The organism is Paraburkholderia polaris, from assembly GCF_012927345.1.
GTDB classification, from domain to species: domain Bacteria; phylum Pseudomonadota; class Gammaproteobacteria; order Burkholderiales; family Burkholderiaceae; genus Paraburkholderia; species Paraburkholderia polaris.
In genome coordinates, this window is the sequence record NZ_JABBGJ010000012.1 from 118,614 (window position 1) to 143,829 (window position 25,216).

Genomic DNA, 25,216 nt, shown 5'->3' on the forward strand with positions numbered 1-25,216 from the left:
CACGAAAAGCAACCGCCACGTAAAAGGAACGCCGATGTTGACGACGATGGAACAGCTCGAAGCAATCTACGGTCAGCCGCATGAGCGCGCAGTGCGCAAAGAGATTCCCTACGTCAACGAAGACTATCGCGCGTTTATCGAAGTCGCGCCCTTCGTCGTGCTCGCTACCGCCGGTCCCGAAGGCCTCGACTGTTCACCGCGCGGCGACGCGCCGGGCTTCGTGCGTGTGATCGACGAACGCACGCTCGCGCTGCCGGATCGCATCGGCAACAATCGCATCGACAGTCTGCGCAATATCATCGCCGAGCCGCATCTGGCGCTGCTGTTCATCATTCCGGGCGTCGGCGAAAGTTTGCGCGTGAACGGCCGCGGCCGCATTTCCAACGATCCGGAAATGCTGGACAGTTTTGCCGTCGAAGGTAAACTGCCGCGCACCGTGCTGCTGATCGACGTCGACGCGGTGTACTTTCATTGCTCGAAGGCGCTGGTGCGCTCGAAACTGTGGGACCCGGCGCATCATGTCGAACGTTCGCGCCTGCCGAGTGCGGGCGAGATCCATCGGCGCATCAACGGCGCGAGTTTCGATGCCGTGACCTATGACCATGAACTCGCCGAACGCGTGCGCACGGCCCTGTATTGAAACAAAGTGAACATGACTGATTCCCATCCGGCGCTGCGGCAACGCTCGCCGTCCGCCGAACGCAATCGCGAACCGATCCTTGCTGTGTTGCGCGAGGTGCTGCCCGCCACCGGCCGCGTGCTGGAAATCGCGAGCGGTACCGGACAGCACGCTGTCTGCTTCGCCGGCGCGTTGCCTGGGCTTGACTGGCAACCGAGCGATCTCGATGCGGATGCGCGTGCGTCCATTGCGGCGTGGATCGCGCACGAAGGGCTGGCGAATGTGCGCGCGCCGCTCGCCCTCGACGTGCATCAGCCGGATTGGGGCATGCAAACGCTGGATAAGCTCGATCAGCTCGACGCCGTAGTCTGTATCAACATGATTCACATCTCGCCGTGGAGCGCGACGCAAGCGCTGTTTGCCGGCGCGAGCCGCCGACTCGCCGACGGCGGTGTACTGTATCTGTACGGCCCATACAAACGCGGCGGCGCGCAAACCTCACCGAGCAACGATGCGTTCGATCAGCAATTGCGCAGCCGCGACCCCGCGTGGGGCGTGCGCGACATGGAAGCCGTGGTAGCGTTGGGCGCATCGGTCGGACTCGTGTGCGACGAGCCGATCGCGATGCCGGCCAACAATTTCAGTCTGGTTTTCAGGAAACGCCTGGACGCGGCGCGGGTCTGACAGACGTTCGTTTACGCGCGGTGCCTGAGTGGCGTCGTGCGGTGCGTGATGCGGTGCGTCATAGAGCGCATCACCAGGCGCCGCATAAAGTATCTCGCAAGGCCCGCACGCAGTGGAATGCCCGCTCGATGAGTGCCAATGCGCGCCAACGAGCGGCAAGCCGGCATTTCTTTTATCCTTTCACCCTCGACGTCCCGCCGACGTTCTTTCCGGCGCGGCGTCTCGACATTTTTTGGACTCTGGAGAATTCACATGGGCAAACAGGCAATCGGCGTGGTGGGGCTGGCGGTCATGGGCCGCAATCTGGCGCTCAACATCGAAAGCCGCGGCCATGCGGTGTCGGTGTACAACCGCAGCCGCGAGAAAACCGACGAACTCATCGCCGAATATCCGGACAAGAAGCTGGTGCCGGCCTTCACTCTGGAAGAGTTCGTGGAGTCGCTGGAAAAACCGCGCCGCATTCTGCTGATGGTCAAGGCAGGCGAGCCGACCGACGCCACCATCGCGCAACTCAAGCCGCTGCTGGACAAGGGCGACATCCTGATCGACGGTGGCAATACGCATTTCACCGACACCATCCGCCGCAATCAGGAACTGGCAAAAGCCGGCCTGCATTTCATCGGCACGGGCGTGTCGGGCGGCGAAGAGGGTGCACTGAAAGGCCCGTCGATCATGCCTGGCGGCCAGCGCGACGCCTACGATCTGGTTGCTCCGATCCTCACCGAAATCGCCGCCAAGGCGCCGGACGGCGAGCCGTGCGTTGCGTACATGGGGCCGGACGGCGCGGGCCACTTCGTGAAGATGGTGCACAACGGCATCGAATACGGCGACATGCAACTGATCGCCGAGAGCTACGCGGTGCTCAAGCAGGTCGTCGGCCTGTCGAACGAAGAGTTGGGCAAGGTCTACACCGAATGGAATCAGGGCGAACTGGACAGCTACCTGATCGAAATCACCTCGAAGATTTTCGGCAAGAAAGACGAGGAAACCGGCAAGGACCTGGTCGACGTGATCCTCGATCGCGCAGCGCAGAAGGGCACGGGCAAGTGGACCAGCCAGAACGCGCTCGACCTCGGCGCACCGCTGCCGCTGATTACGGAAGCCGTGTTCGCGCGTGTGTTGTCGTCGCTGAAGACGCAACGCGTGGCGGCGAGCAAGGTGCTGGAAGGGCCAACGGCGAAGCCGCTTGGCGTCGAGCGTGACGCGTTTATCGAGTCGGTGCGCCGCGCGCTGTACTTCAGCAAGGTGATTTCGTACGCGCAAGGTTTCGCGCAATTGCGGGCGGCCTCGGAAGAGTACAAGTGGGATCTGGATTACGGCACGATCGCGAAAATTTTCCGCGCCGGCTGTATCATCCGCGCCCGCTTCCTGCAGAAGATCACGGACGCCTATACGAAAGACAAGGCGATCGCCAATCTGCTGCTCGATCCGTACTTCCGTGACATCGCGAAGAACTACCAATCGGCATTGCGTGAGGTCGTGATTGCCGCCATCAATGCGGGCGTGCCTGTGCCGGCATTTGCGTCGGCCGTGGCGTATTTCGACGCGTATCGTTCAGAACGCCTGCCGGCGAACCTGGTGCAGGCGCAGCGCGATTTCTTCGGCGCGCATACGTTCGAACGCATCGATAAGCCGGGCAGCTTCCACGCGAACTGGAGCTAAACGTTTGAATCGTGACCCGGCGCGCGCTTGCCGTAGGGCGCGCCGGGCTGCGTTACCGATTGAAATCGAGACGGATAATTATTGTCGAAAGCTACCTGACAGATTGTGTGCCGATACGCCGATCTGTCTACTATTGCGAAAATCGAAATAGAGTTTCGTTGTTTTAGGGGTTTCCCCTAGATGTCAACGCTCCTAAACTTCTATTTAAGCGCTACGGGACAACGAGCCCAAAGCGAATTAACTACAAGTTCTGGAGGTTTACATCATGAAGACTCTTATCTCTGCAGTTGTCGTCGCCGCCGCTCTGGTTGCTCCTGTTGCTTCGTTCGCACAATCGAACCAGCCGGTTACGCGCGCTGAAGTCCGCGCTCAACTGGTGCAACTCGAAAAGGCTGGTTACAACCCGATTGGCGATCACGTCGACTACCCGGCTAACCTGCAAGCCGCACAGGCACGTGTCGATGCACAGAACGGCACGGCTCAAGCTGTGAACAGCGGCTACGGCGCACCGATCGCAGGCAGCTCGCAAGCCGGCCGTCCGGTGAGCAGCAACGACCGTAACTCGGTGTACTTCGGCAACTAATTCGCGCCGAAGCTGGTGGAAACGCCGCCTTGCTAACAGGCGGCGGGTAATAAAGAAAACGCCGACCGGATTGCCGGGCGGCGTTTTGTCGTTTACGGCTCTGCCTTGCCGTCAGATCGATTTCAAAGCGCGTATCAACGGTTCGGCAAATGTGGAATCCCTTCGTTGCTGGTGAGATTGAGCTGGTGAATCTGCCGATGCGCCTTGTTCAAATGCGCCTGCGCGGCCACGCGCTGTGCTTCCAGTTGCGACACCTCCTTGCGCACCTGATGCTGCCGGTTCGACACGGTCTGTTCCTGCGCGCCGCGCCGTTGCAGATCCGTGCGCAGCCGTTCGGCCTGCGCCTCGGAGCGCGCGATCATGCGCGCAAGCTGTTCGTTTTGCGCCTCGAGTTGCGCGCGGCGCGTTTCGCCCTCCGAGAGCCGCGTCGCCTGTTCCTCGAAGTGATGGAAGGCTGTTTCCGCGGCTTCGAGGTCGGCGGCTTTGAGCGCGCGCCACAGCGAGCCGTCCTGATACAGCGCGACGTAGTACGCCAGTTCCTTCGCGTGGAACAGCAGGCTCACTGAATAGGCGAAGCTGCGGAACACGCGGAACGGCGTCAGCGCTTCTTCTTCGGCGAGCCATTCGATTTCGGCGGTGTCGGCCATCTGCACGCCGCGCGCGCTGACCTGCGAGGGCACCACCGGCACCGGCCGCAACGTCGTCACCGGCCGCGCCGGCTCAGCGGCTGGGGCGGCGGCGGGTGTATCAGCAGCGGCGGCGGCAGCAGCGGGCGCGACGCCGGTGGCCGCGGCCAACGCCGCTTCCTCGCTGTCGTCGGGCGCTACGGGATCGGCGGTGTTCTCTCGCGCGACCTGCACGAGATGCGATGGGCCTGCCAGCACGCTACGGCGGTTCAGGAGACTTTTCACGGCGGTTCCTCCGGTTGACTCGCCCGAAACCTTCAGACCACGCCGACGGTCAAGCATGCCGGGCAATCTGGCGGTTCGAACGGTGAGCGAAAAGTGGCGGACCGGCGGCGCGAGGCGATGAGCGCCGGGGTGCGCGGCAGTGCGGATGCGTTTCCCGCGAGCGCGGCTTTAATGCAGGGTGCGGTGCCGGCGGCCTATTTCGTCGAACAACGCGCGGCTTGGTTCCAGGGCAAGCAACCAGGATTCGTCGTAACCGCTGAGATTGTCGAGCGCCTCGCGCAGCCGTTCGATTGCTAGAGCCGGAATTTCGACGCTGGCTTCGACGCCGCTCGACAATCCCGCGATGCTGGCCAGCTGGACCAGCGCGTCAGCGGCTTCGGCCACGTCTGCCGCGAAAACCAGATGCGTGTTCAGCAACTCGACCAAACCGGGCGACGCCGCAACATCGTCGACGTTGAGTTGCACGGCCAGAAAGGTGGCTTTGTTCATCCCCAACTCCTCGCAGGTTTAAGGCTTTTTGCGTATGGCGCGTGGCGGCAGCAAGACTGAGTATAGGCGAGGGCTGAAAGGTTTCAATAGTCACACGAATGCTGACGTGCGGCCATGTGCCGGCAGTCGTGCCTGCCGCGACACTTATAATGGGGCCAGTAGAAACGTGCGGTCCGCGCTGGCCGGGTGGTCCGGTATGCGGCACGGATAGCGCGTCGACGTGTCGCGTTTCTCAACCCGCTATTCACCATGAAGATCATTCGCAGCAAGAGCTTCACCGCGACGCGTCCATGGGGCGCGCTCGATATCGCCAACATGGGCGGCATTACGACGCGCCTGCATTGGACCGATCAGCCATATAAGTGGCATGTCAACGACGGCGAGGAAGTGTTCGCCGTGCTCGACGGACGCGTGGAGATGCGGTATCGCGAAGGCGGTGTCGAACAGTCGGCGATTCTGGAAACGGGCGATGTGTTCTACGCGTCGGTGGGCACCGAACATGTCGCGCATCCGATCGGCGCGGCGCGCATTCTGGTGGTCGAGGCCGAGGGCAGTGTCTGACGGCAATGTCTGACGGTTCCCCGCTCACGTATATGCCCACGCCTGCGCTGAAGCGCTTGCGGCGCGCACGGCGGCATAATGGATAGGTGCCGTGCGCCCGCACCGAGCGGCACGGCAAATGCTTGGGGCTGATTGAATCCGATTGAATCAAAGTGTCGAGGAAAATCACATGACAAGACAATGGCAATGCACGGCGACCCGGTTGCTGATCGCGGCGACACTCGGCGTGATGTTCAGCGGCTGCACGACGATGCCGTGGGAAAGCACGCCGTTCTACAGCAGCGCGCCGTCCCACCCGACTACCCTTGGCACGGTCCCGGTGCCGGCCGGTTACTACCGCGCCAATCCGGGCGACACGCTGGCGGGCATTGCGTCGGCCTACGGCCGTAAGCCGCAGGAGATTGCGGCGTGGAACGGCCTCGCGTCGAATTCGGCCGTCAATCCGGGCCAGGTGCTGCGGGTGGCGCCGCCAATGGCGTCGGGTAGTGTGGTGACACCGCCGGTCAATGTTGCCGGTCCGAATGGTTCGGCCACTACGCCTGGCGCGACCGGCGCGGCCGGCGTTCCGCAGCAAGGCGTGCTGCTGTGGCCGTTGCGTGGCCCTGTGCTGAAAGCCTTTGCGCCGGGCAGGTCGAACGGCATCGTGATCGGCGGCCATCCGGGCGATCCGGTCAAGGCGGCCGCTACCGGCCGGGTGGTTTACGCGGGCACGGGGATCGAAGCGTACGGTCCGCTCATCATCATCAAGCACGACGACTCGCTGATTACCGCTTACGGGCAGAACAGCACGCTGCTGGTCAAGGAAGGCGACGCGGTCGCGCAAGGGCAAACCATTGGCGAAGTCGGTGTGGATAGCCGGGGTGTGGCGTCGATCCAGTTCGAAGTGCGCCAGAACGGTCAGCCGGTCGATCCGCTTGCGTGGCTGCCGAAGTCGGGTGGGTGAGCTGCTTTTTAGCGCGGTTTTCAGCGCCGCGTTAATTGAATACACTGTGTGGCTCAACAGCCGGAGCCGCGGCCGTTCATCCAAACAGATGAAGCGGTGCGCGGGCCGGTTGTCTCAAGCTGTCATGCATTGACACAAACAGGGACACACAAGGCTCTTACCATGATTGATTTGCGCAGCGACACCGTAACCCGCCCGACCCCGGCCATGCTCGCGGCGATGTCGGCCGCCGAAGTAGGCGACGACGTCTGGGGCGACGACCCAACCGTGCTGCGTCTGCAAGCAACGGTCGCGGAGCGCGCCGGCAAGGAAGCGGGCCTGTTCTTCCCGAGCGGCACGCAAAGTAATCTGGCGGCGTTGATGGCGCATTGCGCGCGCGGCGACGAATACATCGTTGGCCAGTTGGCGCACACCTATAAGTACGAAGGCGGCGGCGCCGCAGTGCTCGGCAGCATCCAGCCGCAACCGCTCGAGAATGCCGCCGACGGTTCGATCCCGCTCGAGAAGATCGCCGCCGCGATCAAGCCGATCGACAACCACTTCGCACGCACGCGGCTGCTGGCGTTGGAAAACACCATCGGCGGCAAGGTGCTGCCGGCGGGTTACGTCGACGAGGCGGTGCAGTTGGCGCGTCAGCGCGGGTTGTCGGTTCACCTTGACGGCGCGCGGGTCTACAACGCGGCGGTCGCATCGGGCAAGCCGGTCGCGGCGCTGTGCGAACCGTTCGATTCGGTCTCGATCTGTTTTTCGAAAGGCCTGGGCGCGCCGGTCGGCTCGGTATTGGTCGGCAGCCAGGCGCTGATTGATGTGGCCCATCGCTGGCGCAAGGTGCTGGGCGGCGGGATGCGTCAGGCCGGCGTGCTGGCGGCGGCTTGCCTGTACGCGCTGGATCACAACGTCGAGCGTCTCGCCGACGATCACGCGCACGCCGCGCATCTGGCGGCCGGTCTGGAAGCGATCGACCAGGTCAAGGTGCAGTCGATCGCGACCAATATGGTGTTCGCGCAATTTCCGCAGCAGCATTGCGCGCCGCTCGAAGCGTGGCTCAAGGAGCGCGGCATTCTCACGCAGATGCTCTACGCGTCGCGCTTTGTCACGCATAAGGATGTGTCGCGTGCGGATATCGACACGTTTATCGCCGCCGTGAAGGGGTATTTCGCCGCGCAGTGATCGATCGGAACAGCGGTGTTGAGAAGTCTGGATCGAACGGCCCGCGTTGAAAGGTCGGGGTCGACGCGCTGAGATCAAAAAGCGGAATGAAAAGCGGGCGCACTGCCACAGCAGTGAGCCCGCTTCGTTTATTCCGCCGACGCTTTCGCGTGCACGCCCGCGCGGTGCGACGGCGCGAACAGCCGCAGTCCGCTCGCGAGGCTCGCCGCGCCGGCAAAGAAGGCGCCGGCGCTGAGCGCGAGTGTCGGTCCATGCCGTCCGGCGATGCCGAAGCTCAGCGCAACCAGCGCAGCGCCGGTGGTCTGCCCGAGCAGCCGGGCAGTCGCGACGATGCCGCTGGCGCCGCCGCTGCGTTCGGGCGGCGCGCTCGCCATCAATGCCTTCAGGTTGGGCGACTGGAAGAAGCCGAAGCCCGCGCCGCAAATCGCCATGCGGATGCCAATGTCGAGCACATGCGGGTGCACCGGCAGCAACGCCAGCGATGCCATCCCCGCCGACATCACTGCCAGCCCGATCGCACCGAGCAAGCCCGGCGGATAGCGGTCGGACAGACTGCCCGCCAGCGGCGCGGCCAACGCGACCACCACGGGCCACGGCGTCATCAGAAAGCCGGTTTCGACCTGGCTGCGATGCAGCACATCCTCGAAGTAGAAAGGCAGCGACACGAACGCTAACCCTTGCGCGGCAAAGGAGCACACCGCGGTCACCGCCGACAACGCAAACACCGGCCGCTTGAACAGATCGACCGGCAGCATCGGCGCGGGGTGACCGGCTTCACGGCGAATCAGCAACACGCCGAACACCACGGCGATCGCGGCCGCACTTAGCACCAGTTGCGTCGAGGCGCGCTGGGCCGCTTCGCCGAGCGCGAAGATCAGCGCGGCGAAGGTGATCACGTTGAGGAGCGCGGCAATCGGGTCGAAGTTGTGTTTGCCGCGCTCGGTGTGCGGCAGCGCAGGCCACGCGAAGGCCAGCGCCAGCAGACCGAGCGGCACGTTGACCGCGAACAGCCACGGCCATGCGGCAACGGACAGAATCAGCGACGCTACCGTCGGCCCGACCGCGAACGACACGCCGACGATCAATGCGTTCGTGCCGAGGCCTCGTCCGAGCCGATGCGGTGGATACAGATAGCGGATCAGCGCAGTGTTGACGCTCATGATCGCGCTCGCGCCGAGACCTTGCAGCACGCGCGCGGCGGCCAGCATCGGCAGCGTCGAAGCGAGCGAGCACGCTAGCGACGCCAGCGTGAACAGCGCAATGCCGCCGATATAAATCCTGCGATGCCCGATGATGTCGCCGAGCGCCGCGAGCGGCAGCAGGGTCGCGACCATCGCGAGCTGGTAGGCATTGATGATCCACACCGACGCCGCGGGCGCGGCGTGTAGATCCGCGGCGATGGCGGGCAGAGCAGTGTTGGCGATCGCGGTATCGAGCGTGGCGAGCGCGACCGCGAGCATGATCGCGGCCATCGCGCGGCGGTTGGCGGCGGTCATCGGACCGTCCGCTGGCAAGGTCTGGTCGAGCGTGGCACCACGGGTGGCGCTGGGTTTGTCGGACAAGGCGTGGCTCGTCGGGTTATGCATGCCGCAGCGCCGGACGCGTCGGAGGGACAGCGGCGCGCGAGCGGCAGGGTTGTGTGGAGAGAAGCACGCGGGGCCTGAGTCCAGCGATCAGGGCGGCTCGCGCGGCGAATGGAGCGATTGTTACAGAGACATGGAAATCGTGCTGGGCGGTCGGCAGGGCAACGCGCTTTTTCGGGCGTTAATAATGCAACTAACGGTCAAGTCCGTGAAGCGTCTTCAAATCGGCTCGGTGCCGCGTTGTCACCTGCCACGTCGGCATAACCCTTCAGCAGACGAGCCGCGCCGATTTGACCACGCATCGAACCGGCGAACGCATTCATCAGCAAATCACACGTCGAAAAAATAATCGTGCTGCGTCTCCCCTGCAGGCGGCTTTCACCGCTCGCCATCGTTTGCCTGTTTTGCGGGCCGATGCACGCGTGCAGTGCCGCACACAGGCCGCCTGCACCGCGTACGTGCGCAAAACCCGTGAAGCGCCGTATCTCGGCGGGCATGGCATGTGCGTAAGTCCCCGCTCGCGCTCGCCGATGTCCGCGGGCCGTAAAATGTCGTACTCTGTTTGTTAACCCGCCTGACCGGCACGCGCCTCTCGTCCGTCATCTATGCGGTTCGCGTATGTCGCGTCGTTTTTTCCCCGGAGGCTTCGATGACAGCCGTCGATCTGGAATTCGACCAGCTCAACAGTACCGTCGACGCGCTACGGCGCTCAATTTCCAATCGCATGATGTACGGCGTCGGCAAGGACGCCGTCACCGCTCACCCGCATGACTGGCTGCACGCCGCGGCGCTCGCTGTGCGCGACCGGCTGGTCGCGCGCTGGATGAAGACCACGCGCCTGCAGTACGAACAGGACGTCAAACGCGTCTACTACCTGTCGATGGAATTCCTGATCGGCCGCACGTTTACGAACGCGTTGCTCGCGCTCGGCATCCACGATCAGATGAAGGAAGCGCTCGCGGGTCTTGGCGTCGATATGGAGACGCTGGTCAATATCGAGCCGGACGCGGCCCTTGGCAACGGCGGCCTCGGGCGGCTCGCTGCCTGTTTTCTCGATTCGATGGCGACGCTCCGCATTCCGGGCTTCGGCTACGGTATTCGTTATGAATACGGCATGTTCCGTCAGGAGATCGTCGACGGCGAGCAGGTCGAAGCGCCGGACTACTGGCTGCGCGCGGGCAATCCGTGGGAGTTTCCGCGGCCCGAGATCAAGTACATGGTGCACTTCGGCGGGCGCACGGTGCAGCGCGGCGAACATGTCGAGTGGATCGACACCGAGCATGTGAACGCAACCGCGTATGACACCGTCATTCCGGGTTATGCGACGGACGCGACCAATACGCTGCGCCTATGGTCGGCGCGCGCTACCGAAGAACTCGATCTCGGCGCGTTCAATCGTGGCGACTACCGCAACGCGGTCGATACGAAGAACATGTCGGAGAACGTCTCGCGCCTGCTGTATCCGGACGACTCCACGCCGGCCGGCCGCGAACTGCGGCTGCGGCAGGAATACTTCTTCGTCTCGGCGACCATGCAGGATCTGATTCGCCGCTATCAGCGCACGCACAGCACGTTTGGGCGCTTCTCCGAAAAGGTAGCGGTGCATCTGAACGACACGCACCCGGTGCTGGCGATTCCGGAGCTGATGCGTTTGCTGGTGGATGTCCATCACCTGCCGTGGGACAAGGCGTGGCATCACGTCACGAAGATATTCTCGTACACGAACCACACCCTGATGCCCGAAGCGCTCGAAACGTGGGACGTCGAGACGCTCGCGCGTTTACTGCCGCGGCATCTGGAGATCATCTTCGAGATCAACGCCGGGTTTCTCAAGCATGTCAGCGAGCAATCGGGACATGACGCAGAGATGATCCGCCGCATTTCACTGGTCGACGAATATGGCCAGCGGCGTGTACGGATGGCGTATCTGGCGATCGTCGCGAGCCACAAGGTGAATGGCGTATCAAAGCTGCATTCGCAATTGATGACGCGCGATATTTTCGCCGACTTCGCGCGCATCTATCCGGACCGTTTCACCAACGTCACCAACGGCATCACGCCGCGGCGCTGGCTGGCGCAGGCGAGTCCATCGCTGTCCTCGCTGATCGATTTGCAGATCGGCAAGCATTGGCGCAGCAATCTGTTTGAGTTGGAGCAACTGCGCAGTCTGCGCAACGACAGCGCGTTCATCGACGCTTTCCGTGAAGCGAAGCGGCAGAACAAACTGCGGCTCGTGCAGCGGCTCGCGCATCACACCAAACTGCATTTCGATCCCGATGCGTTATTCGATCTTCAGGTCAAGCGCATACACGAATACAAGCGGCAGTTGCTGAACGTGCTGCACGTGATCGTGCGCTATAACCAGATTCGCGCGAATCCGGAGCGCGATTGGGTGCCGCGCGTGGTGTTGTTCGCCGGCAAGGCCGCGTCCGCGTATCGCATGGCGAAGACGATCATCAAGCTGATCGGCGACGTCAGCGAGAAAGTCAATCACGATCCGTTGATCGGCGACCGCCTCAAAGTGGTATTCGTGCCGAACTACGGCGTGAGCGTGGCCGAATTGATCATTCCGGCGGCCGATCTGTCCGAGCAGATTTCAATGGCCGGCACCGAAGCGTCAGGCACCGGCAACATGAAACTCGCGCTGAACGGCGCATTGACGATCGGCACGATGGACGGCGCCAACATCGAGATCTGCGACGCAGTGGGGCGCGAGAACATTTTTATCTTCGGCCATACCGCTGACGAAGTGGACAGCCTGCGCGCCACCGGCTACCGGCCGCGGCAGGTGTACGAGGAGAATCCCGAACTGCGCATGGCGTTGGACCAGATTCGCACGGGCTTCTTTTCGCCGGACGATCCGCTGCGCTTCTCGGACATCTTCCACACGTTGGTGGATTGGGGCGATCACTATATGGTGCTCGCCGATTTCGCCGCGTTTGCGAAAGCGCAGGACGAGGTGGACGCGCGTTTTGTCGACAAGCGCGCGTGGGCCGAGAGCGCGATCGAGAACGTCGCGGGCATGGGGCAGTTTTCGTCGGACCGCACGATTGGCGAATATGCGCGCGATATCTGGCACGTGAATCCGCTCAATATGGAGTGACGCGGGCGCGTTTGTTTGTGGCGTTGGCTCAAATGAAGAAGGCCGTGCGTTTAATTTCGCACGGCCTTCTTCTTATCGATCGTTGAACATCACGGCGCGAATCGTTCGCTCTCTTTCGCTGCATGCAAACCGAGCTGGCCGCGCGGGAAATCGAACAGCACGTCGATATTCTGCATCGCCATTAAGCCGACCACGATGCGGTTAGCGTCCGGCTTCGCCTTGACGATCGTGACCTGCGCGGTCTCGTAACGGTGGACCCACGGTCCGCTGCCGATCGCCGTCTCATAGTTGCCCTGCTCGAGCACATTGCCGACATCGCCGTCACCGGTCCAGTTGGGCGCTTTGTCCGTTTCAATGCGGATCATTCCGGTGCTGCCGGTTGCGAACACCAGCGGCGCGCAGAAGGTCATCTTGCCGCCCACATTCACGCAGCCTCGCGGCCATTGCGCCGTGCCGTCTTTCGACACCGTCATCGGCACCATCGTGTAGTCCTTCGTGATGGCGCTCGATGGGCTCAACACCATGTACGGCTTCGCGAAGTTCGAGTGCACCAGATAGCGTTGACCGATGTTGCCGGGCAGGGCGCGCAGCGGTTGCGTGTAGCTGTTGTCGTCCGGCTGCGCAGCGCCGACGCCGACGATGCCGGAAAACGCCCAGCCGAATTCACCGGTGTAACCGTCCATTCCGACGCACTTCCGCGCGTTCGGCAGGCAGCGCACGACGTCCACCGCTTGCGCGGCGATCGGCGTTGGCGTGGTGCCGGCCACGCTGAACGGCACCTTGACCGCCGAGCCGAGAATCTCCACGCCGTTCGCGAATGACAACGACGTCACGCCGCCGACGCTTGCATAGTTCGAACCCGGCAGCACCGATTTCAACACCCGTGTGCCTTGCGTCCCCGTGTCGAGCGCCATGTACAGCGGCTTGCCGTCGAGCTGGACCGGCAGGCCGAGGCGTGCGTGATCTTCGTCGGCACGCTCCACGTGCAGCGGAATCAGCAGGCCATCGTTGCCGCCGTTGATCAGCGCGGCATTGGGGGCCGGCGGCGTGGGGGTGGGGAAGGTGGTGGAGCAGCCGGTCAGCGCGACCAGCGCGCCGGTTGCGACCAGCGCCGCTGCGCTTGAACGACGAAAATGATGACCAGCATGCCGGCGCGCGGCATCGAGAGACGACAGGAACATAGGATCACGCTTTGTAAAAAGGCGGGTCCCTGGCGAAGGCGATGCATCGTGAGCTGCGGATTGGACAGCTTGGACAGCACTGGCGGCAATCTCACTGGATTGCCGCGGCGTGGGCGGGAAAACCGGGACGCTTGCGGGGGCCTGCGGGAGGGAACACGCGATAAGAGGAGCGGCGACTCTACACGGCCACCCGCGGGCAATTGCAAAGATGTGTAAAGATTTACGGCGGCTAGCAAGTTGCCCGTGCAAGCATTGATCTATGTCAATAGTTGCGCGGACGGCGGATCACGGTAACTTGCGCGCGACCGAGCGTGGCGCGGTCGAGGGTAGCCGTCAGCAGGCCGATCACGTCGTCGAGCGAGCGCGAGGTGACTTCGACACGAAAGGTCACGCGTTCGTGTTGTTGGTCGACGGTAACGACGTAGAGACGCAGATCGTCTCCGAGGGCGGTATGCAACGCGCGCCGTCCATTTGCTGACGAAGTGCCAGGCACGGTGACGTCGATGATGACGAGCGGGACGACGACATGCGTGCGGCGGTGAATACTGGGTGAGCGCGAGGCGCGCGGGACAGAGATTTCAGACGTTGCTACGGACGTGAGCATCATGGTTGCGCCGATCCGGCGAGGCGGCGCGCGTTGTTGACACCCAACCACTCTAGCGGCGCGTGTCTCAACGACGCGCAAAAGCTGCCGCGTTGCGAATTAAATTTGTGTTAACGCGCAATGCCTGGCGTTTTGCGGACGGCGACCGCTCAAGCCTTGGGCGCCGCAGGGGCTGCCTTCGCCTCGTGCACGGCCGCGGCGACGCGCTCGACGAACTCGCGGTCGGTGCTCATGAGCGCTTCACGCGCGCCATTCGCGGTCTGCACCATCAAACGGTGCGTGATGTCCTGAGTCGCCCACGTGAGCCACCCGACCACGATCAGCATCGTGCCGCACACCAGGCCGACCGGCGAGCGCAATATCCCGCCGACAATAGCGCCAACGAGTCCAAGCAGCGAGATCGTGCGTGGCAGGACCTTATTCTTCTGCACGGTGACGACCTGCACGTCGACGATGTCGCGCAGCGGAAAGACCTGGCCGGCCGACGAGAGTGCATTACGCGTGACCGACACGCCGCGGTCATTGAAGGGGTTTTCCATCGAGTCCAATGCAAGCGGTAGCAAAGGGCGCAGCGTACCAGATGCAGCGGCAGCGCTGGAAGTGGCCGGGCTTCGCAAGACATCTCTACATCAACGCAGGCGTCTGAAAAACCGATGCCCCAAAAGAAAAACGCCCCGCAGGGCGTTTTCCAGAACCTCAGGACGGCAAGGAACTCGCGCTCCTCGGCCAACGCAAGACCCGTTTAGAACTTGTGACGGATACCGACGCGGAATGCCAGTTGGTTGTCCGCGGTGCCCGACGTATTGAAGTAGCTCGTGCTCGAACCGATCTGTGCCGACAGATTCGCCTTGCCGACCTGACCCGCCGCGATCTGGTAGATACCCAGTGCGTACACGTCCGTGCGCTTGCTCAGTGCGTAGTCGATGCTCAGGTCCGCCTGGTTCCAGTGGCCCGTGTTGGCGTCGCTCAGGTGCATGTACGTGTAGCCCGCGCCAGCCGTCAGTGCCGGCGTGAACGCGTACTTCGCACCCGCTTCGTAGGCTGCAAACGTCGTCGAGCTGCCCGAGATTGGCTGGAAGTGCGTGTTCGTGTACAACGCCCACAGCGTAGCCGCGCCGATCGAGTAACGGCCGCCGACGCCGAACGTGCGCAGATCGCGGACGTTGCCGGTCGACACGTTGGCGATGGCCGTCGAGAACGCCGGGGTAGCCTGGCTCGGGTAACGGATGTCCGTGTACGCTGCGCCGACGCCGAACGGGCCGTTCGCGTAGTTCGCGCCAAAGCTGTAGGCACGCGACGAACCTGCGACCGGTGCTGCGGTCGTGCCGGTTGCCGGTGCGCCGGCGAATGCGCCAGCCTGGTTCGAGAAACCGTACATCGCGCCGAAGGTCAGGCCCGCGAAGTTCGCGCTGCTGAACTTGACTGCGTTGTTGATACGGCTCGACGTCAACTGGTCGACGTCGTTGATGTGGTAAGCGTAGTTACCCGCGACGGTTTGGCCACCCGTCGAGTAGTTGCCGCCCAGGTAATCCGTCGAAAACGAGTACTGGCGACCGAACGTCAGCGAGCCGACGTTGTTCTGCGACAGACCGACATACGCTTGACGGCCGAACAGCGCGCCGCCCTGGCCAAGCGTGCCGTTGCCGCTGTTAAAGCCGTTTTCCAACACGAACAACGCCTTCAGGCCGCCACCGAGGTCTTCGGTGCCGCGCAGACCCCAACGGCTGCCTTGAGCAACGCCGTCGTCGTACTTGAAGAGGTTGTCGTGACCGGCAGTGGTCTTCGAGTTGTTCACGTAGCTGATACCGGCATCGATCAGGCCATACAGCGTGACGCTGCTTTGCGCGTGGGCGGCACTGGCGAAGACGGCGAGAGTAGCGGCGGTCAATACTTTCTTGTTCAAGACTTTCTCCGATTAAAAATTAAGCGATCGCGACGCCGTGCTCTTTGGCAAGGTCGTGCGATGGCCCGAAATTTAAGGGAACGCAGAGTAAGGTATGTGACAGCTTTGCTTATTTTTGTAATCTGTCGTGCTGGCGCGACACTCACATAGCGTTGCGAGTTGAAATCACACAAGGCACCCCGCTCATAAGCTTTTTCCAGATCGTGCATATATGCGTGTGAAAAACGATTGGTTTTCTGGCGCCGCGGCTGCATGCGACGATCTGCGCCTATCAATCAAATCACTCGCGGGGAAACGCATGCAACGCCGGAAAATCCTTCAGAATCTGCTCGCCATCGCCGCCGTTTCGCTGACGGCAACGTTTGCGCATGCGGACGACAAACAACTCAAGATCGGCACCATGAGCGGCCCGGACGCGCAGATATGGTCGGTCGTGACCAAGGTTGCGGCGCGTGAAGGGCTGAATGTGAAGGTCATCGAGTTCAACGACTATGTGCAGCCGAACGCGGCACTCGATTCCGGCGATCTCGACGCCAACGGTTTCCAGCACCAGCCGTTTCTCGATAGCCAGATCAAGCAGCGTGGCTACAAGATCGTCAACGTCGGCCTGACCTACGTTTCGCCGATGGGCTTCTATTCGAAGAAGCTCAAGTCGCTGAAGGACTTGCCGGAAGGCGCGAAGGTCGGCATTCAGAACGATCCGTCGAATGGCAATCGTGCGCTGCTGCTGTTGCAGAAGTACGGCGTGATCAAGCTGAAGCCGGGCGTCGGCACTAACGGCGTCAACGCTACGCCGCTCGACGTCGCCGAGAATCCGAAGAAGATCAAGCTAGTGGAACTCGACGCCGCGCAACTGCCGCGCTCGCTCGACGACCTCGACGCCGCGTCGATCAACACGGACTACGCAGTGAAGGCCGGCCTGCAGCCGACGAAAGACGCGATCGCGATCGAAGACCTCAAAGGTCCGTACGCGAATCTGATCGCCGTGCGTGCGCAGGATCGCGACAAGCCGTGGGTCAGGAAGCTGGTCGCGGCGTACGAATCGGATGAAGTGCGCAAGTACATCGACACGCAGTTCAAAGGCGCGATCATTCCGGCTTTCTGAGCGGCTTTCTGAGCGGCTTTATAAGCGGCATGCCAGCCGCCTTTGAGCAAGCCGTTCTTTCAAAACAGGCGCGTAAACGCAGATCGCCCGCTGAAATAGCGGACGATCTGCTTTGCAGGCAGGCATAGCTTCCACTGGCAAATACCGGGAAGCGCGCTGCAGTGTTGCTCAAATGGGCCTTAGTTGCTCAACAACGATCCGCTTCTGAACGCCTTCGCACCGGCAATGCGCGCGAATTCCAGCCCGGCCGTCGCGAAGCGCGTCAAATGCCGCGCGTACAGCACGCCGGCTACGGTGCTCTTCAGCGTCACGACACGATCGGTCAACGGATCGACGATATCGGCGATCTCGTGGCCGACATCGACCCATGTACCGACTTCGCAGCGATACACGAGCACACCGCTGATCGGCGCGACGATCGGCTCGGCGCCGGCCAAAGGCGTGGCGGCGAATTCGAGCGCCGGCACCGGCGCCGGTGTGCCGTCGATCACACCACGCTTGGTCAGGTATTCGATGATCGCCTGGGCGTCGCGCTCGGCGTACTCGTACGACACTTCGCGTTGACCGCGCAGTTCGATCGTGACCGAGATCGAGCCGTTCGGAATCGGGAAACGGTCGCCGTAACGGCCGCGCAGATCCGACCAGCAGAAGCTGTGGATTTCGTCGAACGGATTGCCCACCGAATTCAGCGCCAGCAGCGACGCCTTGGCGTCCAGATAGCAGGCGAGCGGCTCGACTTCCGGCCACAGGTCCGGATTCGTGTACAGGTGCATCGCGGCTTCCCAGTCGCAGTGCAGATCGAGGACGACATCGGCGTCATACGAAAGCTTTTGCAGCGCCAGTCGTTGCGATTCGAGTTCGGTTTGCGGATTTTGCTCGTTGAGCGCTTCGCGCATTGCCGCGCGGATTGCCGTGCGATTAGCGTCGATGTTGTCGGTCAGCCGCGCTTCGATGCCAGGTTGAATCAGCGCCGACAGCTCGTAGAAATTACGGTTGAAGTTCTGCGCGCTGTTGGTCTCGAAGCGACCCGTCAAATGGCCGAGAAAGTGCTGATTCAGGCCGATCGGATTGGCCACCGGCACGATCACGACTTCGCCGCGCACCTTGCCGGCGGCTTCCAGCGCCGCGAGTTTGCGGCGCAACGCCCACGAGACCAGCATGCCGGGCAACTCGTCGGCATGCAGCGACGACTGGATGTAAATCTTCTGCCCGCCGCCGGGACCATAGTGAAAACTCGTCAGATTACGGGCGGTGCCGAGCGTCGGGGCAATCAGCGGATGGGTTTGGGTTTGCATGGTTTTCAAATCCGCGGGCAAGTAGGGCGTGCCGCGCTATGTCGTTGATTACAGGGGGAAAGGGTACTTCAAGATCGGTTATCTGCGGGCTGGTTCACAGCGCCTCTATCGCACGATCTTAGCCGATATGACGCGACGTGTGGTCTTATGCGGCGTCGTGCGGATCGCCCGCGGCACGCGGGCTGCCTTGTCCGGTCCGATCGCAGCCTGGGCGGCGCGGCAAAGCGGCTTTCGCAAACGAAACGGGCTCCGTATGGTGCGGAGCCCGTTCCTTGCAAGCCGGCAAGCGCGTCGTTAGACGCGCGTGGCTGGCTTAGCTGCCGTACACGTCGAAGTCGAAGTACTTCTTCTCGAGCTTCTTGTACGTACCGTCCTTGATGATGTCGGCGATTGCCTTGTCGACCTTCGCCTTCAGATCGGTGTCTTCCTTGCGCATGCCGATGCCTGCGCCGTTGCCGAGGATCTTCTCGTCGACAATATCCTTGCCCGCGAACTCATAGCCCGCGCCGCGCGGCGTCTTCAGGAAGCCGATTTCAGCTTCAACCGCGTCTTGCAGCGATGCGTCAAGACGACCCGACAGCAAGTCTGCGTAGACCTGATCCTGGTTCTGATACGGCACGACCTTCGCGCCCTTCGGTTCCCAGTACGTCTTCGCGTAGGTTTCCTGGATCGTGCCTTGCTCGACGCCAACCGCCTTGCCCTTCAGCGAATCGGCGGTCGGCAGGATGCCCGAACCCTTCTTCGTGACGAGGCGTGTCGGCGTGTTGAACAGCTTCGACGAGAAGGCGATCTGTTCAGCGCGTTGCGGCGTCATGGACATCGACGACAGCACGCCGTCGAACTTCTTCGCCTTCAGAGCCGGGATCATGCCGTCGAAGTCGTTTTCGATCCACACGCACTTGGCCTTCAGGCGCGCGCAGATTTCATTGCCGAGGTCGATGTCAAAGCCCGCGAGCTTGCCGTCCGAGCCCTTCGACTCAAACGGGGGGTAGCTGGCGTCAACGCCGAAACGGATAGTCGACCAATCTTTAGCGTGTGCGCCAATCGAGACGGTAGCAAGCAGAGCAACCGTCAAAGCCGCTAGCAGTTTTTTCACTGTTTTACTCCTCGGTGTAGTTCAAATACTCCCGTATGCGGTTGTGCCGCTGCGGGACGCCTGGCGCGACTCACGACCAGGCTTGGGTTGAAGCTGCCGGCCGGGGCGGCCAGCAGCGCGCGCCAAGCTTATCAGTTCAAAAAAATTGGGTAGCTAGTGAAACACCGGATGGCGGACGGCAATAGCTTTTGAAGCCTGAATGTGGTGGGGGATTCGACGCCGCCGCCATGCATATTGCATTGCCTCGGTGCGCCGCTTGTTGCCTTGTAACGAGGTAGTAAAGAAGTTGGCTAATGGCGGAGCTTTGCGCGGGTACTTCGCAAGATGCGTTGCACCGGCAAAACCAGAATTGGGAATAGCGTTATTTACCACTGGCTATTACGGATTATTACGACGATCTCGATTGTTTCAATTGGCTGCCCATGAGTTAAAGATTTCGCATGAACGGCCGTTAAATACAGATGAGCGAATTTGTTAAATCACGCCTGACGGTTGTTTTTATCGATTGGGACGGGCCGGGAACCAAAAATGCATTGCCTGGCGCTATTATTAACGCTCTGCATGCCTTCGCAGCGTGCGAGCGTAACGGTATCTGTCTGAACAAAGTCATCGAGCACGACGTCCGCGGTTAAACATCGCGCGTCTGTTTGCGTTCGTCTTAATGGCCTTCTGCTAAGCGGTGTTGTATATGCACACGATTTCGATGGCAGATGAAATGCTCTGTTTCAAACCATCGCTGCGGCGCAGAATTGCAGTCGCCGCGGCACGCGCGAATTCGCTGCGCTGCTGCGGGTTTTCCCGTTTTTTGACACTGCTGATAAACGCCGCTTTCTGCTGTAGCCTTTTGTTGTCTGCACCCGCCGCGGCCGCCGACAAAGTTCTGCGCGTACTGGCATGGCCCGGTTATGCGGACGCCGATGTCGTCAAGACTTTCGAAGCGCGCTACAACGCGAAGGTCGAAGTCACGTTGGTCGATTCCGACGAGGCGTTATGGGCGCAAATGCATGCCCAGGGTACGCCGCAGTTCGATGTGCTCGCGGCGAATACCGCTGAAATCGAGCGCTATACCCGCGCGAATCTGCTGGCGCCACTCGATCTGGCCAGTTTGCCGAATACGAAAAAACAGTTGCCGCGATTTCGGGCGCTGTCGTCGATTAAAGGGCTGACCTCGGCAGGCAATGTGTACGCCATTCCATTCACGTATTCGTCGATGGGGCTGATCTATGACCGCAAGCAGATCGCTGTTGCGCCGCGCTCGATGCGCGAATTGTGGAACCCGCGTTACCGCGGCAAGGTTCTGGACTTCAATAGCGCCCAGCATAATTTCTCGTTCACCGCGCTGGCGCTGGGATATCCCCATCCCTTTCAGCTCGATGCCACGCAGATGCGCGTGATCGCTCACAAGCTCGTCGATCTGCGCCGAAACCTGCTGACCTATTACACACTGCCGGAAGAAGCGACCGCGTTCTTCACCCAGCATAAAGTTGCCTTGATGTTCGGTAACTATGGCACTCAGCAGGTTGAATCGTTGCGCCGCGCCGGCGCTGATGTCGGGTACGTGATTCCCGACGAAGGGGCGCTCGCCTGGCTGGACTGCTGGTCGATGACGCGTGCCGCCAAGGATCGCCCGCTCGCGCTAGCGTGGATCAACTACATGCTCGAACCGGACGTCAGTGCGTTGTTGACGCAACGTCAGGGGCTCGCCAACACGTTGACGGCGCCGGCGGAAAACAGCGACAAAGCGCACATCGTCTGGATCGGCCCGGTGGAAGATATTCAGCGGCGCGAGGAACTGTGGAACAGAATTGTTTCCGGTGACAGGTCGGAGCGATTTTGATGATGCGCCCCGGCTTGACATTCAAGTTATCGATTCTGCTAGCGTGCATTGGCGTGCTCGCGTCCGGCGCGACCGGTTTTTACGCGTATCGCGCCAACCGAACGATGCTGGTGAACGAAGCCGAACGCAGCCTGCTGACTTCGACGGAACTGCTGGGCCAGCGCTTTTCCGTGGCGATAGACGATGTCGGCGCAGAAGCGCTGGTGCTCGCGAGCTTGCCGTCTTCGGTGGACGTCCTGCGCAGCGACAACGGCATTGGCGCGAATGCGCCGCGCGAACAGCTGGCGCAGGTGTATGCCAGCTTCATGGTTCACCACTCCGAGTACCTGCAAATCCGTCTGATTACCCGCAAGCACCACGGACTCGAACTGATCCGTTTCGACCGTGATGCGGACGGCCTGGTGCGGGTCGAGGGGAACAGCTTGCAGGAAAAAGGTCAGTTCGCGTATGTATTCGACACACTGGCGTTCGCGCCTGGGCGTATTTACACCTCGCCAATCTCGGTGAATCACGAGTACGGTGCGCATGCCGCCGAGGGCAAACCGACGCTGCGGCTCGGCACACCTGTGGCGGACGCGAGTGGGGCAGTGGTGGGCGTCGTTATCATCGATATCGATCTGGCCCGGCTGCTCAACCGTTTGCAGAGCGATTTGCCGAGCGACTATCAGGTCTATCTCGCCAACGAATGGGGCGATTTCCTGGTCCATCCGGATGCCTCGAAAACGTTCGGCTTCGACAGGGGGCGCCGGGTTCTGATGCAGGACAGCTTTTCCGCCACCAGGCCGTTGTTCGATCAGTCAGAGAGTGAAGTTTTGCTGAATGGTCTCGTGCGGCCGCGGCAGGCGGCCGGTCAGGTGCTGGCCTTCGTGCGCAGGCCGTTCGGCGCGTCCGAGGGCAACCGCTTTATCGTGCTCGGCCTCGGCAAGCCGCTCGAGAATGTATTGTCCGGCGCCACGCAGCTGGGTGACAGAATCATTCGCATGGTGTTGATTTTCAGCGTGTTGGCGCTGTTCCTGGCGATTCTGTTTGCACGTGCCCTGACCAAGCCTTTGCACCTCCTCGCGTACGCAGCGACCCATCTGTTCGCCGAGCACGCGATGGAAACGCTGCCCCTCAAACGTACCGACGAGATCGGCATACTGGCGCGTTGCTTCGATCGCCTGCGCCGGGAAATCAAGTCGCAAATGGATGTGCTGCATAACAAGCAACGTGAGCTCGTGCATCTCGCCACACACGACGGGCTGACTGGCCTGCCAAACCGTATGTTGTTCATGCAGAAACTCGAGGCGGCGATCGAGGAAGCGACGCGACGTGGAGAAGGGCTCGCCGTGCTGTTCGTCGACCTCGACCGCTTCAAGCAGATCAACGACCAGTTCGGCCACTCGATTGGGGACAAGGTGCTCGCGGCGGTGGCGCACCGGCTGAAGCAGGTGCTCTGCACGGCGGATGTTGCTGCGCGGCTCGGCGGTGACGAGTTCATCGTGTTGATCGAGGGACCGCGCTGCGCCGAGGCCGCACCGGGGATTGCCTTGAGGATCATGGGCGCGCTGAACGAAGAATTGCTGATTGACGGACAAAGCATGACGGTGGGCGCGAGCATCGGCATCAGCCAGTTTCCGGACGATAGCGCCACGGCAGAGGAGCTGCTGCTCAACGCCGACGCGGCGATGTATGCCGCCAAATCCGGTGGACGGTGCGGGTATCTGCGCTATCAGGATGTGATCGAGGCTCGGAAGCTGGAACAGGAGCAGGCGCAGGCGAGCGAAGGGGCAACGGAAGGCCGTGAGGCGGAGCCGACGGCCTGAAGCGCCGATAGCCTTGCACGCGCGCGCTTACTGATGGCCATGGGCGTGCCCCCTCCGTTGCGCCCGCAAGCCTGGCTCACACGCGCTTGACCTGCCGGACCCCGTACCGAGGCGTCGCCAGTTTCGTAATCCTCATACAAATAATCCACCCAAAACGCGAGGCAACTTTGCCTCGTTCGGCGCTTCATCGAGCGCCGAAGCAATCGTTTGCGCCGATCTTGAGGCAACTCTTTTTGATTTTCGCGGGCGTGTTTTCCGCCTATCAACTTTTTCTGCGGGCCTGCCGAAAACATCTCTATAGCAACGGAACTGACTGGAGACGGGTGTGAAGCGACAGGTGTGGTTTTTGGTAGCCGTTCTCGCATTGGCCGGATGCGCGCAGATGCCTGCGCAGAATGCCGCGCGTACGGACAAGGTGCCTAACGAAGTCATCAGCTTCGAGATTCCGCCGGATGCGCTTGGGGCGCATGATCCGCAACTCACCGCCGTACTGACCAAGGCAGGCGCATTGGCCGCCGCGCAGCAGCAGTCCACGGTCGTGCTGGTCACCGCGCTGGGTCAGGATTTCGCGTACCTGAACCAGGCGGTATGGAAGGGCGTGCCTGCGCAACGCATGTCGAAGGTGAGCTTCGAAAATCGAACCGCTGGTCTTGGTCAGCCGTATAGCGTCTCGATCAGGACGGTTCAATGAAGGAGGCCATCGCGATGCTTCGAATCACCTTACTGACGATGGCCACGCTGCTCGCCGCACCTGCCTTTGCGGGCCAGCCGGGAGCGGATCTGCAGTCGGCCGGCGCGCTTTCCGCCACGCTCCCCGCGGCTGCGGACAAGGTTTATCCGCCTTTGCCATCGCTCGCGATGCTGCCGCCGTCGAGCGGCAGTGATGATGACTTGCCGGTGAAGCCGGCGCTGCATCGAAAGAAGTCACATGTGCCGATGCAGATGCAGGAGCACAAGGGCGCGCCGATGCCGGCTGTCCGCCTCGTCGTGTCCGATGCTTCGCATGCGTACCTCGACTCTGTGCAACGGCAGATCGATCAGGCCCTGGTCAAGTAATTCGGCCGGCTTTCTGCAGTCCCCCAATTTTTATCGCGATCAAGCGGAAGGATGAATCGTGTCCTTGAAAATCTTCTGTTTTGCACTGGCGTGGCTGTCGATGTCCGGTGCGGCACACGCGGCCGACGATTGCTTCAATGAGGCCGCAGCCTACCAGGGCGTCAATCCTTGGGTATTGCGCGCCGTCGCATGGTACGAATCGAAGGGGGACCCGGGCGCGATACATCAGAACGCGAATGGTTCGATCGACGTCGGTCAGTTGCAGATCAATTCGATTCATTTCGGCGATCTCGCGCGAGAGGGGGTGCCGCATCGTGCGTTAACCGATCCGTGTGTGAACGTCTACGTGGCCGCCTGGCTGCTGAAGCAGAAGATGGTCAAACACGGCAATACCTGGCGCGCGATCGGTGCGTACCACTCGGAATCACCGAAGCAGCGCGATGCCTATGCCCTAGGCATTCAGCGAGTGCTGGTCGCGTGGGGGCAGTTGCCGTCCGCCCCGCTGGTCGCTAGTCGCTAACCGCTAGTGACGAAAACGCAGCGTCGAGTGGTTACCATGAGGCCTCGGACGGCCTCGATTTCACGCATGCTGCATCGTGTCGGAGAATGACGGTTTGGAGCGCGAGCAGTCATAGAAAGGGGTGTAGTCAGCAGGCAATGGTGCGCTGCAGCACGAACCTGACTTTTGAGCTATAGTCGGGATACGGCACATGTCCACAGAGGTGCAGAATGTACGACGCCGAAATCGCCGCCACGCTCCTGAATCGCTGGGCCACACGCTCATCTACAACAGACTTCGCCGTTTATCTCGACTTGTTGCGCGAAGGCAACCTCAGTTTCATCTACCAATCCGGTCACGTGCGCGATGCCGGTATTGAAGAGGGGAGCGCATTCAATATCGAATCCCTCGTTTTCGATGACGGCTCGCGCACCCTGCGGGTCGAGGCACCCGACCAGACGCCCCGCTGGACGCGCTGGGCCGCGGTGGAACCGCTGCTGCCCGCAACCAGCGAGGCCTGACCACAA

General features: G+C 61.8%; 26 protein-coding genes. 16 read left to right on the forward strand and 10 right to left on the reverse strand.

Features of this window, described 5'->3' with window-relative positions:
- The first annotated feature begins 34 nt into the window (after nt 1-34).
- From HHL24_RS13250 to HHL24_RS13265, 4 genes are all read left to right on the forward strand, one after another.
- A complete protein-coding gene (locus HHL24_RS13250; protein ID WP_169485909.1) occupies nt 35-640 on the forward strand; it encodes a pyridoxamine 5'-phosphate oxidase family protein in 606 nt (201 codons plus the stop codon).
- 12 nt (nt 641-652) lie between these two features.
- Nucleotides 653-1,303: a DUF938 domain-containing protein gene (locus HHL24_RS13255; RefSeq protein WP_169485910.1), complete on the forward strand. Its 651-nt coding sequence runs from the start codon at nt 653-655 to the stop codon at nt 1,301-1,303.
- Nucleotides 1,304-1,555: 252 nt separating this feature from the next.
- Nucleotides 1,556-2,965, forward strand: coding sequence for an NADP-dependent phosphogluconate dehydrogenase (gene gndA / locus HHL24_RS13260; protein WP_169485911.1), 1,410 nt, complete (start codon nt 1,556-1,558; stop codon nt 2,963-2,965).
- Nucleotides 2,966-3,230: 265 nt separating this feature from the next.
- The gene (locus HHL24_RS13265) at nt 3,231-3,548 is read left to right on the forward strand and encodes a DUF4148 domain-containing protein (protein ID WP_169485912.1); all 318 of its coding nucleotides are present in this window, start codon (nt 3,231-3,233) and stop codon (nt 3,546-3,548) included.
- 134 nt (nt 3,549-3,682) lie between these two features.
- Here the strand turns inward: HHL24_RS13265 and HHL24_RS13270 are convergent, their stop codons facing one another.
- Both HHL24_RS13270 and HHL24_RS13275 read right to left on the reverse strand, forming a co-directional pair.
- On the reverse strand, nt 3,683-4,459 hold the full coding sequence (locus HHL24_RS13270; protein ID WP_169485913.1) for a DUF2968 domain-containing protein: 777 nt from the start codon (nt 4,457-4,459) through the stop codon (nt 3,683-3,685).
- Between the two features lie 168 nt (nt 4,460-4,627).
- Nucleotides 4,628-4,948 (reverse strand): hypothetical protein, encoded by a 321-nt coding sequence (locus HHL24_RS13275; protein WP_054041885.1) that lies wholly within the window; start codon nt 4,946-4,948, stop codon nt 4,628-4,630.
- A gap of 249 nt (nt 4,949-5,197) precedes the next feature.
- Here HHL24_RS13275 and HHL24_RS13280 point away from each other — a divergent pair, with 249 nt between their 5' ends.
- From HHL24_RS13280 to ltaE, 3 genes are all read left to right on the forward strand, one after another.
- Nucleotides 5,198-5,509, forward strand: a complete 312-nt coding sequence (locus HHL24_RS13280) for a cupin domain-containing protein (RefSeq protein WP_169485914.1) — start codon at nt 5,198-5,200, stop codon at nt 5,507-5,509.
- Between the two features lie 169 nt (nt 5,510-5,678).
- Nucleotides 5,679-6,452, forward strand: a complete 774-nt coding sequence (locus HHL24_RS13285) for a peptidoglycan DD-metalloendopeptidase family protein (protein WP_169485915.1) — start codon at nt 5,679-5,681, stop codon at nt 6,450-6,452.
- Nucleotides 6,453-6,614: 162 nt separating this feature from the next.
- Nucleotides 6,615-7,622: a low-specificity L-threonine aldolase gene (ltaE, locus tag HHL24_RS13290; protein WP_169485916.1), complete on the forward strand. Its 1,008-nt coding sequence runs from the start codon at nt 6,615-6,617 to the stop codon at nt 7,620-7,622.
- A 128-nt stretch (nt 7,623-7,750) separates the two neighbouring features.
- Here ltaE and HHL24_RS13295 read toward each other — a convergent pair whose 3' ends face one another.
- Together HHL24_RS13295 and HHL24_RS13300 are read right to left on the reverse strand one after the other, a co-directional pair.
- Nucleotides 7,751-9,118 carry an MFS transporter gene (locus HHL24_RS13295; protein ID WP_206002850.1) on the reverse strand — a complete coding sequence of 456 codons (1,368 nt, stop codon included), beginning with the start codon at nt 9,116-9,118 and terminating at the stop codon, nt 7,751-7,753.
- Nucleotides 9,119-9,405: 287 nt separating this feature from the next.
- Nucleotides 9,406-9,597 (reverse strand): hypothetical protein, encoded by a 192-nt coding sequence (locus HHL24_RS13300; protein ID WP_169485918.1) that lies wholly within the window; start codon nt 9,595-9,597, stop codon nt 9,406-9,408.
- A 257-nt stretch (nt 9,598-9,854) separates the two neighbouring features.
- Here HHL24_RS13300 and HHL24_RS13305 point away from each other — a divergent pair, with 257 nt between their 5' ends.
- Nucleotides 9,855-12,308, forward strand: coding sequence for a glycogen/starch/alpha-glucan phosphorylase (locus HHL24_RS13305; protein WP_169485919.1), 2,454 nt, complete (start codon nt 9,855-9,857; stop codon nt 12,306-12,308).
- An 89-nt stretch (nt 12,309-12,397) separates the two neighbouring features.
- Here HHL24_RS13305 and HHL24_RS13310 read toward each other — a convergent pair whose 3' ends face one another.
- From HHL24_RS13310 to HHL24_RS13325, 4 genes are all read right to left on the reverse strand, one after another.
- Complete coding sequence (locus HHL24_RS13310) at nt 12,398-13,489, reverse strand: hypothetical protein (RefSeq protein WP_169485920.1); 1,092 nt, start codon at nt 13,487-13,489, stop codon at nt 12,398-12,400.
- 262 nt (nt 13,490-13,751) lie between these two features.
- Nucleotides 13,752-14,096, reverse strand: coding sequence for a hypothetical protein (locus HHL24_RS13315; protein ID WP_169485921.1), 345 nt, complete (start codon nt 14,094-14,096; stop codon nt 13,752-13,754).
- A gap of 146 nt (nt 14,097-14,242) precedes the next feature.
- Nucleotides 14,243-14,632, reverse strand: a complete 390-nt coding sequence (locus HHL24_RS13320; RefSeq protein WP_169485922.1) for a DUF6232 family protein — start codon at nt 14,630-14,632, stop codon at nt 14,243-14,245.
- Between the two features lie 203 nt (nt 14,633-14,835).
- Nucleotides 14,836-15,996, reverse strand: a complete 1,161-nt coding sequence (locus tag HHL24_RS13325; protein ID WP_169485923.1) for a porin — start codon at nt 15,994-15,996, stop codon at nt 14,836-14,838.
- Nucleotides 15,997-16,294: 298 nt separating this feature from the next.
- Here HHL24_RS13325 and HHL24_RS13330 point away from each other — a divergent pair, with 298 nt between their 5' ends.
- Entirely contained in the window at nt 16,295-17,101 is an 807-nt protein-coding gene (locus tag HHL24_RS13330; RefSeq protein ID WP_169485924.1) for a MetQ/NlpA family ABC transporter substrate-binding protein, read from the forward strand.
- 179 nt (nt 17,102-17,280) lie between these two features.
- Here HHL24_RS13330 and HHL24_RS13335 read toward each other — a convergent pair whose 3' ends face one another.
- On the reverse strand, nt 17,281-18,396 hold the full coding sequence (locus HHL24_RS13335) for a succinylglutamate desuccinylase/aspartoacylase family protein (protein ID WP_169485925.1): 1,116 nt from the start codon (nt 18,394-18,396) through the stop codon (nt 17,281-17,283).
- 313 nt (nt 18,397-18,709) lie between these two features.
- Nucleotides 18,710-19,492, reverse strand: coding sequence for an ABC transporter substrate-binding protein (locus tag HHL24_RS13340; protein ID WP_169485926.1), 783 nt, complete (start codon nt 19,490-19,492; stop codon nt 18,710-18,712).
- Nucleotides 19,493-19,953: 461 nt separating this feature from the next.
- Here HHL24_RS13340 and HHL24_RS43615 point away from each other — a divergent pair, with 461 nt between their 5' ends.
- The 7 genes from HHL24_RS43615 to HHL24_RS13370 all read left to right on the forward strand — a co-directional run bounded on the left by HHL24_RS43615 (nt 19,954) and on the right by HHL24_RS13370 (nt 25,210).
- Nucleotides 19,954-20,124, forward strand: coding sequence for a hypothetical protein (locus HHL24_RS43615; RefSeq protein ID WP_206002845.1), 171 nt, complete (start codon nt 19,954-19,956; stop codon nt 20,122-20,124).
- Nucleotides 20,125-20,195: 71 nt separating this feature from the next.
- Nucleotides 20,196-21,329, forward strand: coding sequence for an extracellular solute-binding protein (locus HHL24_RS13345; RefSeq protein ID WP_407947500.1), 1,134 nt, complete (start codon nt 20,196-20,198; stop codon nt 21,327-21,329).
- Nucleotides 21,329-23,134: a GGDEF domain-containing protein gene (locus tag HHL24_RS13350; protein ID WP_169485928.1), complete on the forward strand. Its 1,806-nt coding sequence runs from the start codon at nt 21,329-21,331 to the stop codon at nt 23,132-23,134. Before HHL24_RS13345 ends, HHL24_RS13350 begins: the two co-directional genes overlap by 1 nt.
- A gap of 382 nt (nt 23,135-23,516) precedes the next feature.
- Complete coding sequence (locus HHL24_RS13355; protein ID WP_230417434.1) at nt 23,517-23,825, forward strand: hypothetical protein; 309 nt, start codon at nt 23,517-23,519, stop codon at nt 23,823-23,825.
- A gap of 14 nt (nt 23,826-23,839) precedes the next feature.
- Nucleotides 23,840-24,190 carry a hypothetical protein gene (locus HHL24_RS13360; protein ID WP_169485929.1) on the forward strand — a complete coding sequence of 117 codons (351 nt, stop codon included), beginning with the start codon at nt 23,840-23,842 and terminating at the stop codon, nt 24,188-24,190.
- A gap of 100 nt (nt 24,191-24,290) precedes the next feature.
- The gene (locus HHL24_RS13365; protein WP_169485985.1) at nt 24,291-24,710 is read left to right on the forward strand and encodes a lytic transglycosylase domain-containing protein; all 420 of its coding nucleotides are present in this window, start codon (nt 24,291-24,293) and stop codon (nt 24,708-24,710) included.
- A 209-nt stretch (nt 24,711-24,919) separates the two neighbouring features.
- Nucleotides 24,920-25,210, forward strand: a complete 291-nt coding sequence (locus tag HHL24_RS13370; protein WP_169485930.1) for a hypothetical protein — start codon at nt 24,920-24,922, stop codon at nt 25,208-25,210.
- Nucleotides 25,211-25,216: the final 6 nt, after the last annotated feature.

Coding starts and splice junctions, on each gene's coding strand:
- HHL24_RS13345 (WP_407947500.1), top strand. CDS start 20,196: ATGGCAGATGAAATGCTCTGTTTCAAACCATCGCTGCGGCGCAGAATT.
- HHL24_RS13315 (WP_169485921.1), bottom strand. CDS start 14,096: ATGATGCTCACGTCCGTAGCAACGTCTGAAATCTCTGTCCCGCGCGCC.
- HHL24_RS13300 (WP_169485918.1), bottom strand. CDS start 9,597: ATGGCGAGCGGTGAAAGCCGCCTGCAGGGGAGACGCAGCACGATTATT.
- HHL24_RS13285 (WP_169485915.1), top strand. CDS start 5,679: ATGACAAGACAATGGCAATGCACGGCGACCCGGTTGCTGATCGCGGCG.
- HHL24_RS43615 (WP_206002845.1), top strand. CDS start 19,954: ATGAGCGAATTTGTTAAATCACGCCTGACGGTTGTTTTTATCGATTGG.
- HHL24_RS13305 (WP_169485919.1), top strand. CDS start 9,855: ATGACAGCCGTCGATCTGGAATTCGACCAGCTCAACAGTACCGTCGAC.
- HHL24_RS13255 (WP_169485910.1), top strand. CDS start 653: ATGACTGATTCCCATCCGGCGCTGCGGCAACGCTCGCCGTCCGCCGAA.
- ltaE (WP_169485916.1), top strand. CDS start 6,615: ATGATTGATTTGCGCAGCGACACCGTAACCCGCCCGACCCCGGCCATG.
- HHL24_RS13280 (WP_169485914.1), top strand. CDS start 5,198: ATGAAGATCATTCGCAGCAAGAGCTTCACCGCGACGCGTCCATGGGGC.
- HHL24_RS13365 (WP_169485985.1), top strand. CDS start 24,291: ATGTCCGGTGCGGCACACGCGGCCGACGATTGCTTCAATGAGGCCGCA.
- gndA (WP_169485911.1), top strand. CDS start 1,556: ATGGGCAAACAGGCAATCGGCGTGGTGGGGCTGGCGGTCATGGGCCGC.
- HHL24_RS13350 (WP_169485928.1), top strand. CDS start 21,329: ATGATGCGCCCCGGCTTGACATTCAAGTTATCGATTCTGCTAGCGTGC.
- HHL24_RS13320 (WP_169485922.1), bottom strand. CDS start 14,632: ATGGAAAACCCCTTCAATGACCGCGGCGTGTCGGTCACGCGTAATGCA.
- HHL24_RS13275 (WP_054041885.1), bottom strand. CDS start 4,948: ATGAACAAAGCCACCTTTCTGGCCGTGCAACTCAACGTCGACGATGTT.
- HHL24_RS13355 (WP_230417434.1), top strand. CDS start 23,517: ATGCCTGCGCAGAATGCCGCGCGTACGGACAAGGTGCCTAACGAAGTC.
- HHL24_RS13265 (WP_169485912.1), top strand. CDS start 3,231: ATGAAGACTCTTATCTCTGCAGTTGTCGTCGCCGCCGCTCTGGTTGCT.
- HHL24_RS13310 (WP_169485920.1), bottom strand. CDS start 13,489: ATGTTCCTGTCGTCTCTCGATGCCGCGCGCCGGCATGCTGGTCATCAT.
- HHL24_RS13295 (WP_206002850.1), bottom strand. CDS start 9,118: ATGACCGCCGCCAACCGCCGCGCGATGGCCGCGATCATGCTCGCGGTC.
- HHL24_RS13360 (WP_169485929.1), top strand. CDS start 23,840: ATGCTTCGAATCACCTTACTGACGATGGCCACGCTGCTCGCCGCACCT.
- HHL24_RS13370 (WP_169485930.1), top strand. CDS start 24,920: ATGTACGACGCCGAAATCGCCGCCACGCTCCTGAATCGCTGGGCCACA.
- HHL24_RS13250 (WP_169485909.1), top strand. CDS start 35: ATGTTGACGACGATGGAACAGCTCGAAGCAATCTACGGTCAGCCGCAT.
- HHL24_RS13335 (WP_169485925.1), bottom strand. CDS start 18,396: ATGCAAACCCAAACCCATCCGCTGATTGCCCCGACGCTCGGCACCGCC.
- HHL24_RS13330 (WP_169485924.1), top strand. CDS start 16,295: ATGCAACGCCGGAAAATCCTTCAGAATCTGCTCGCCATCGCCGCCGTT.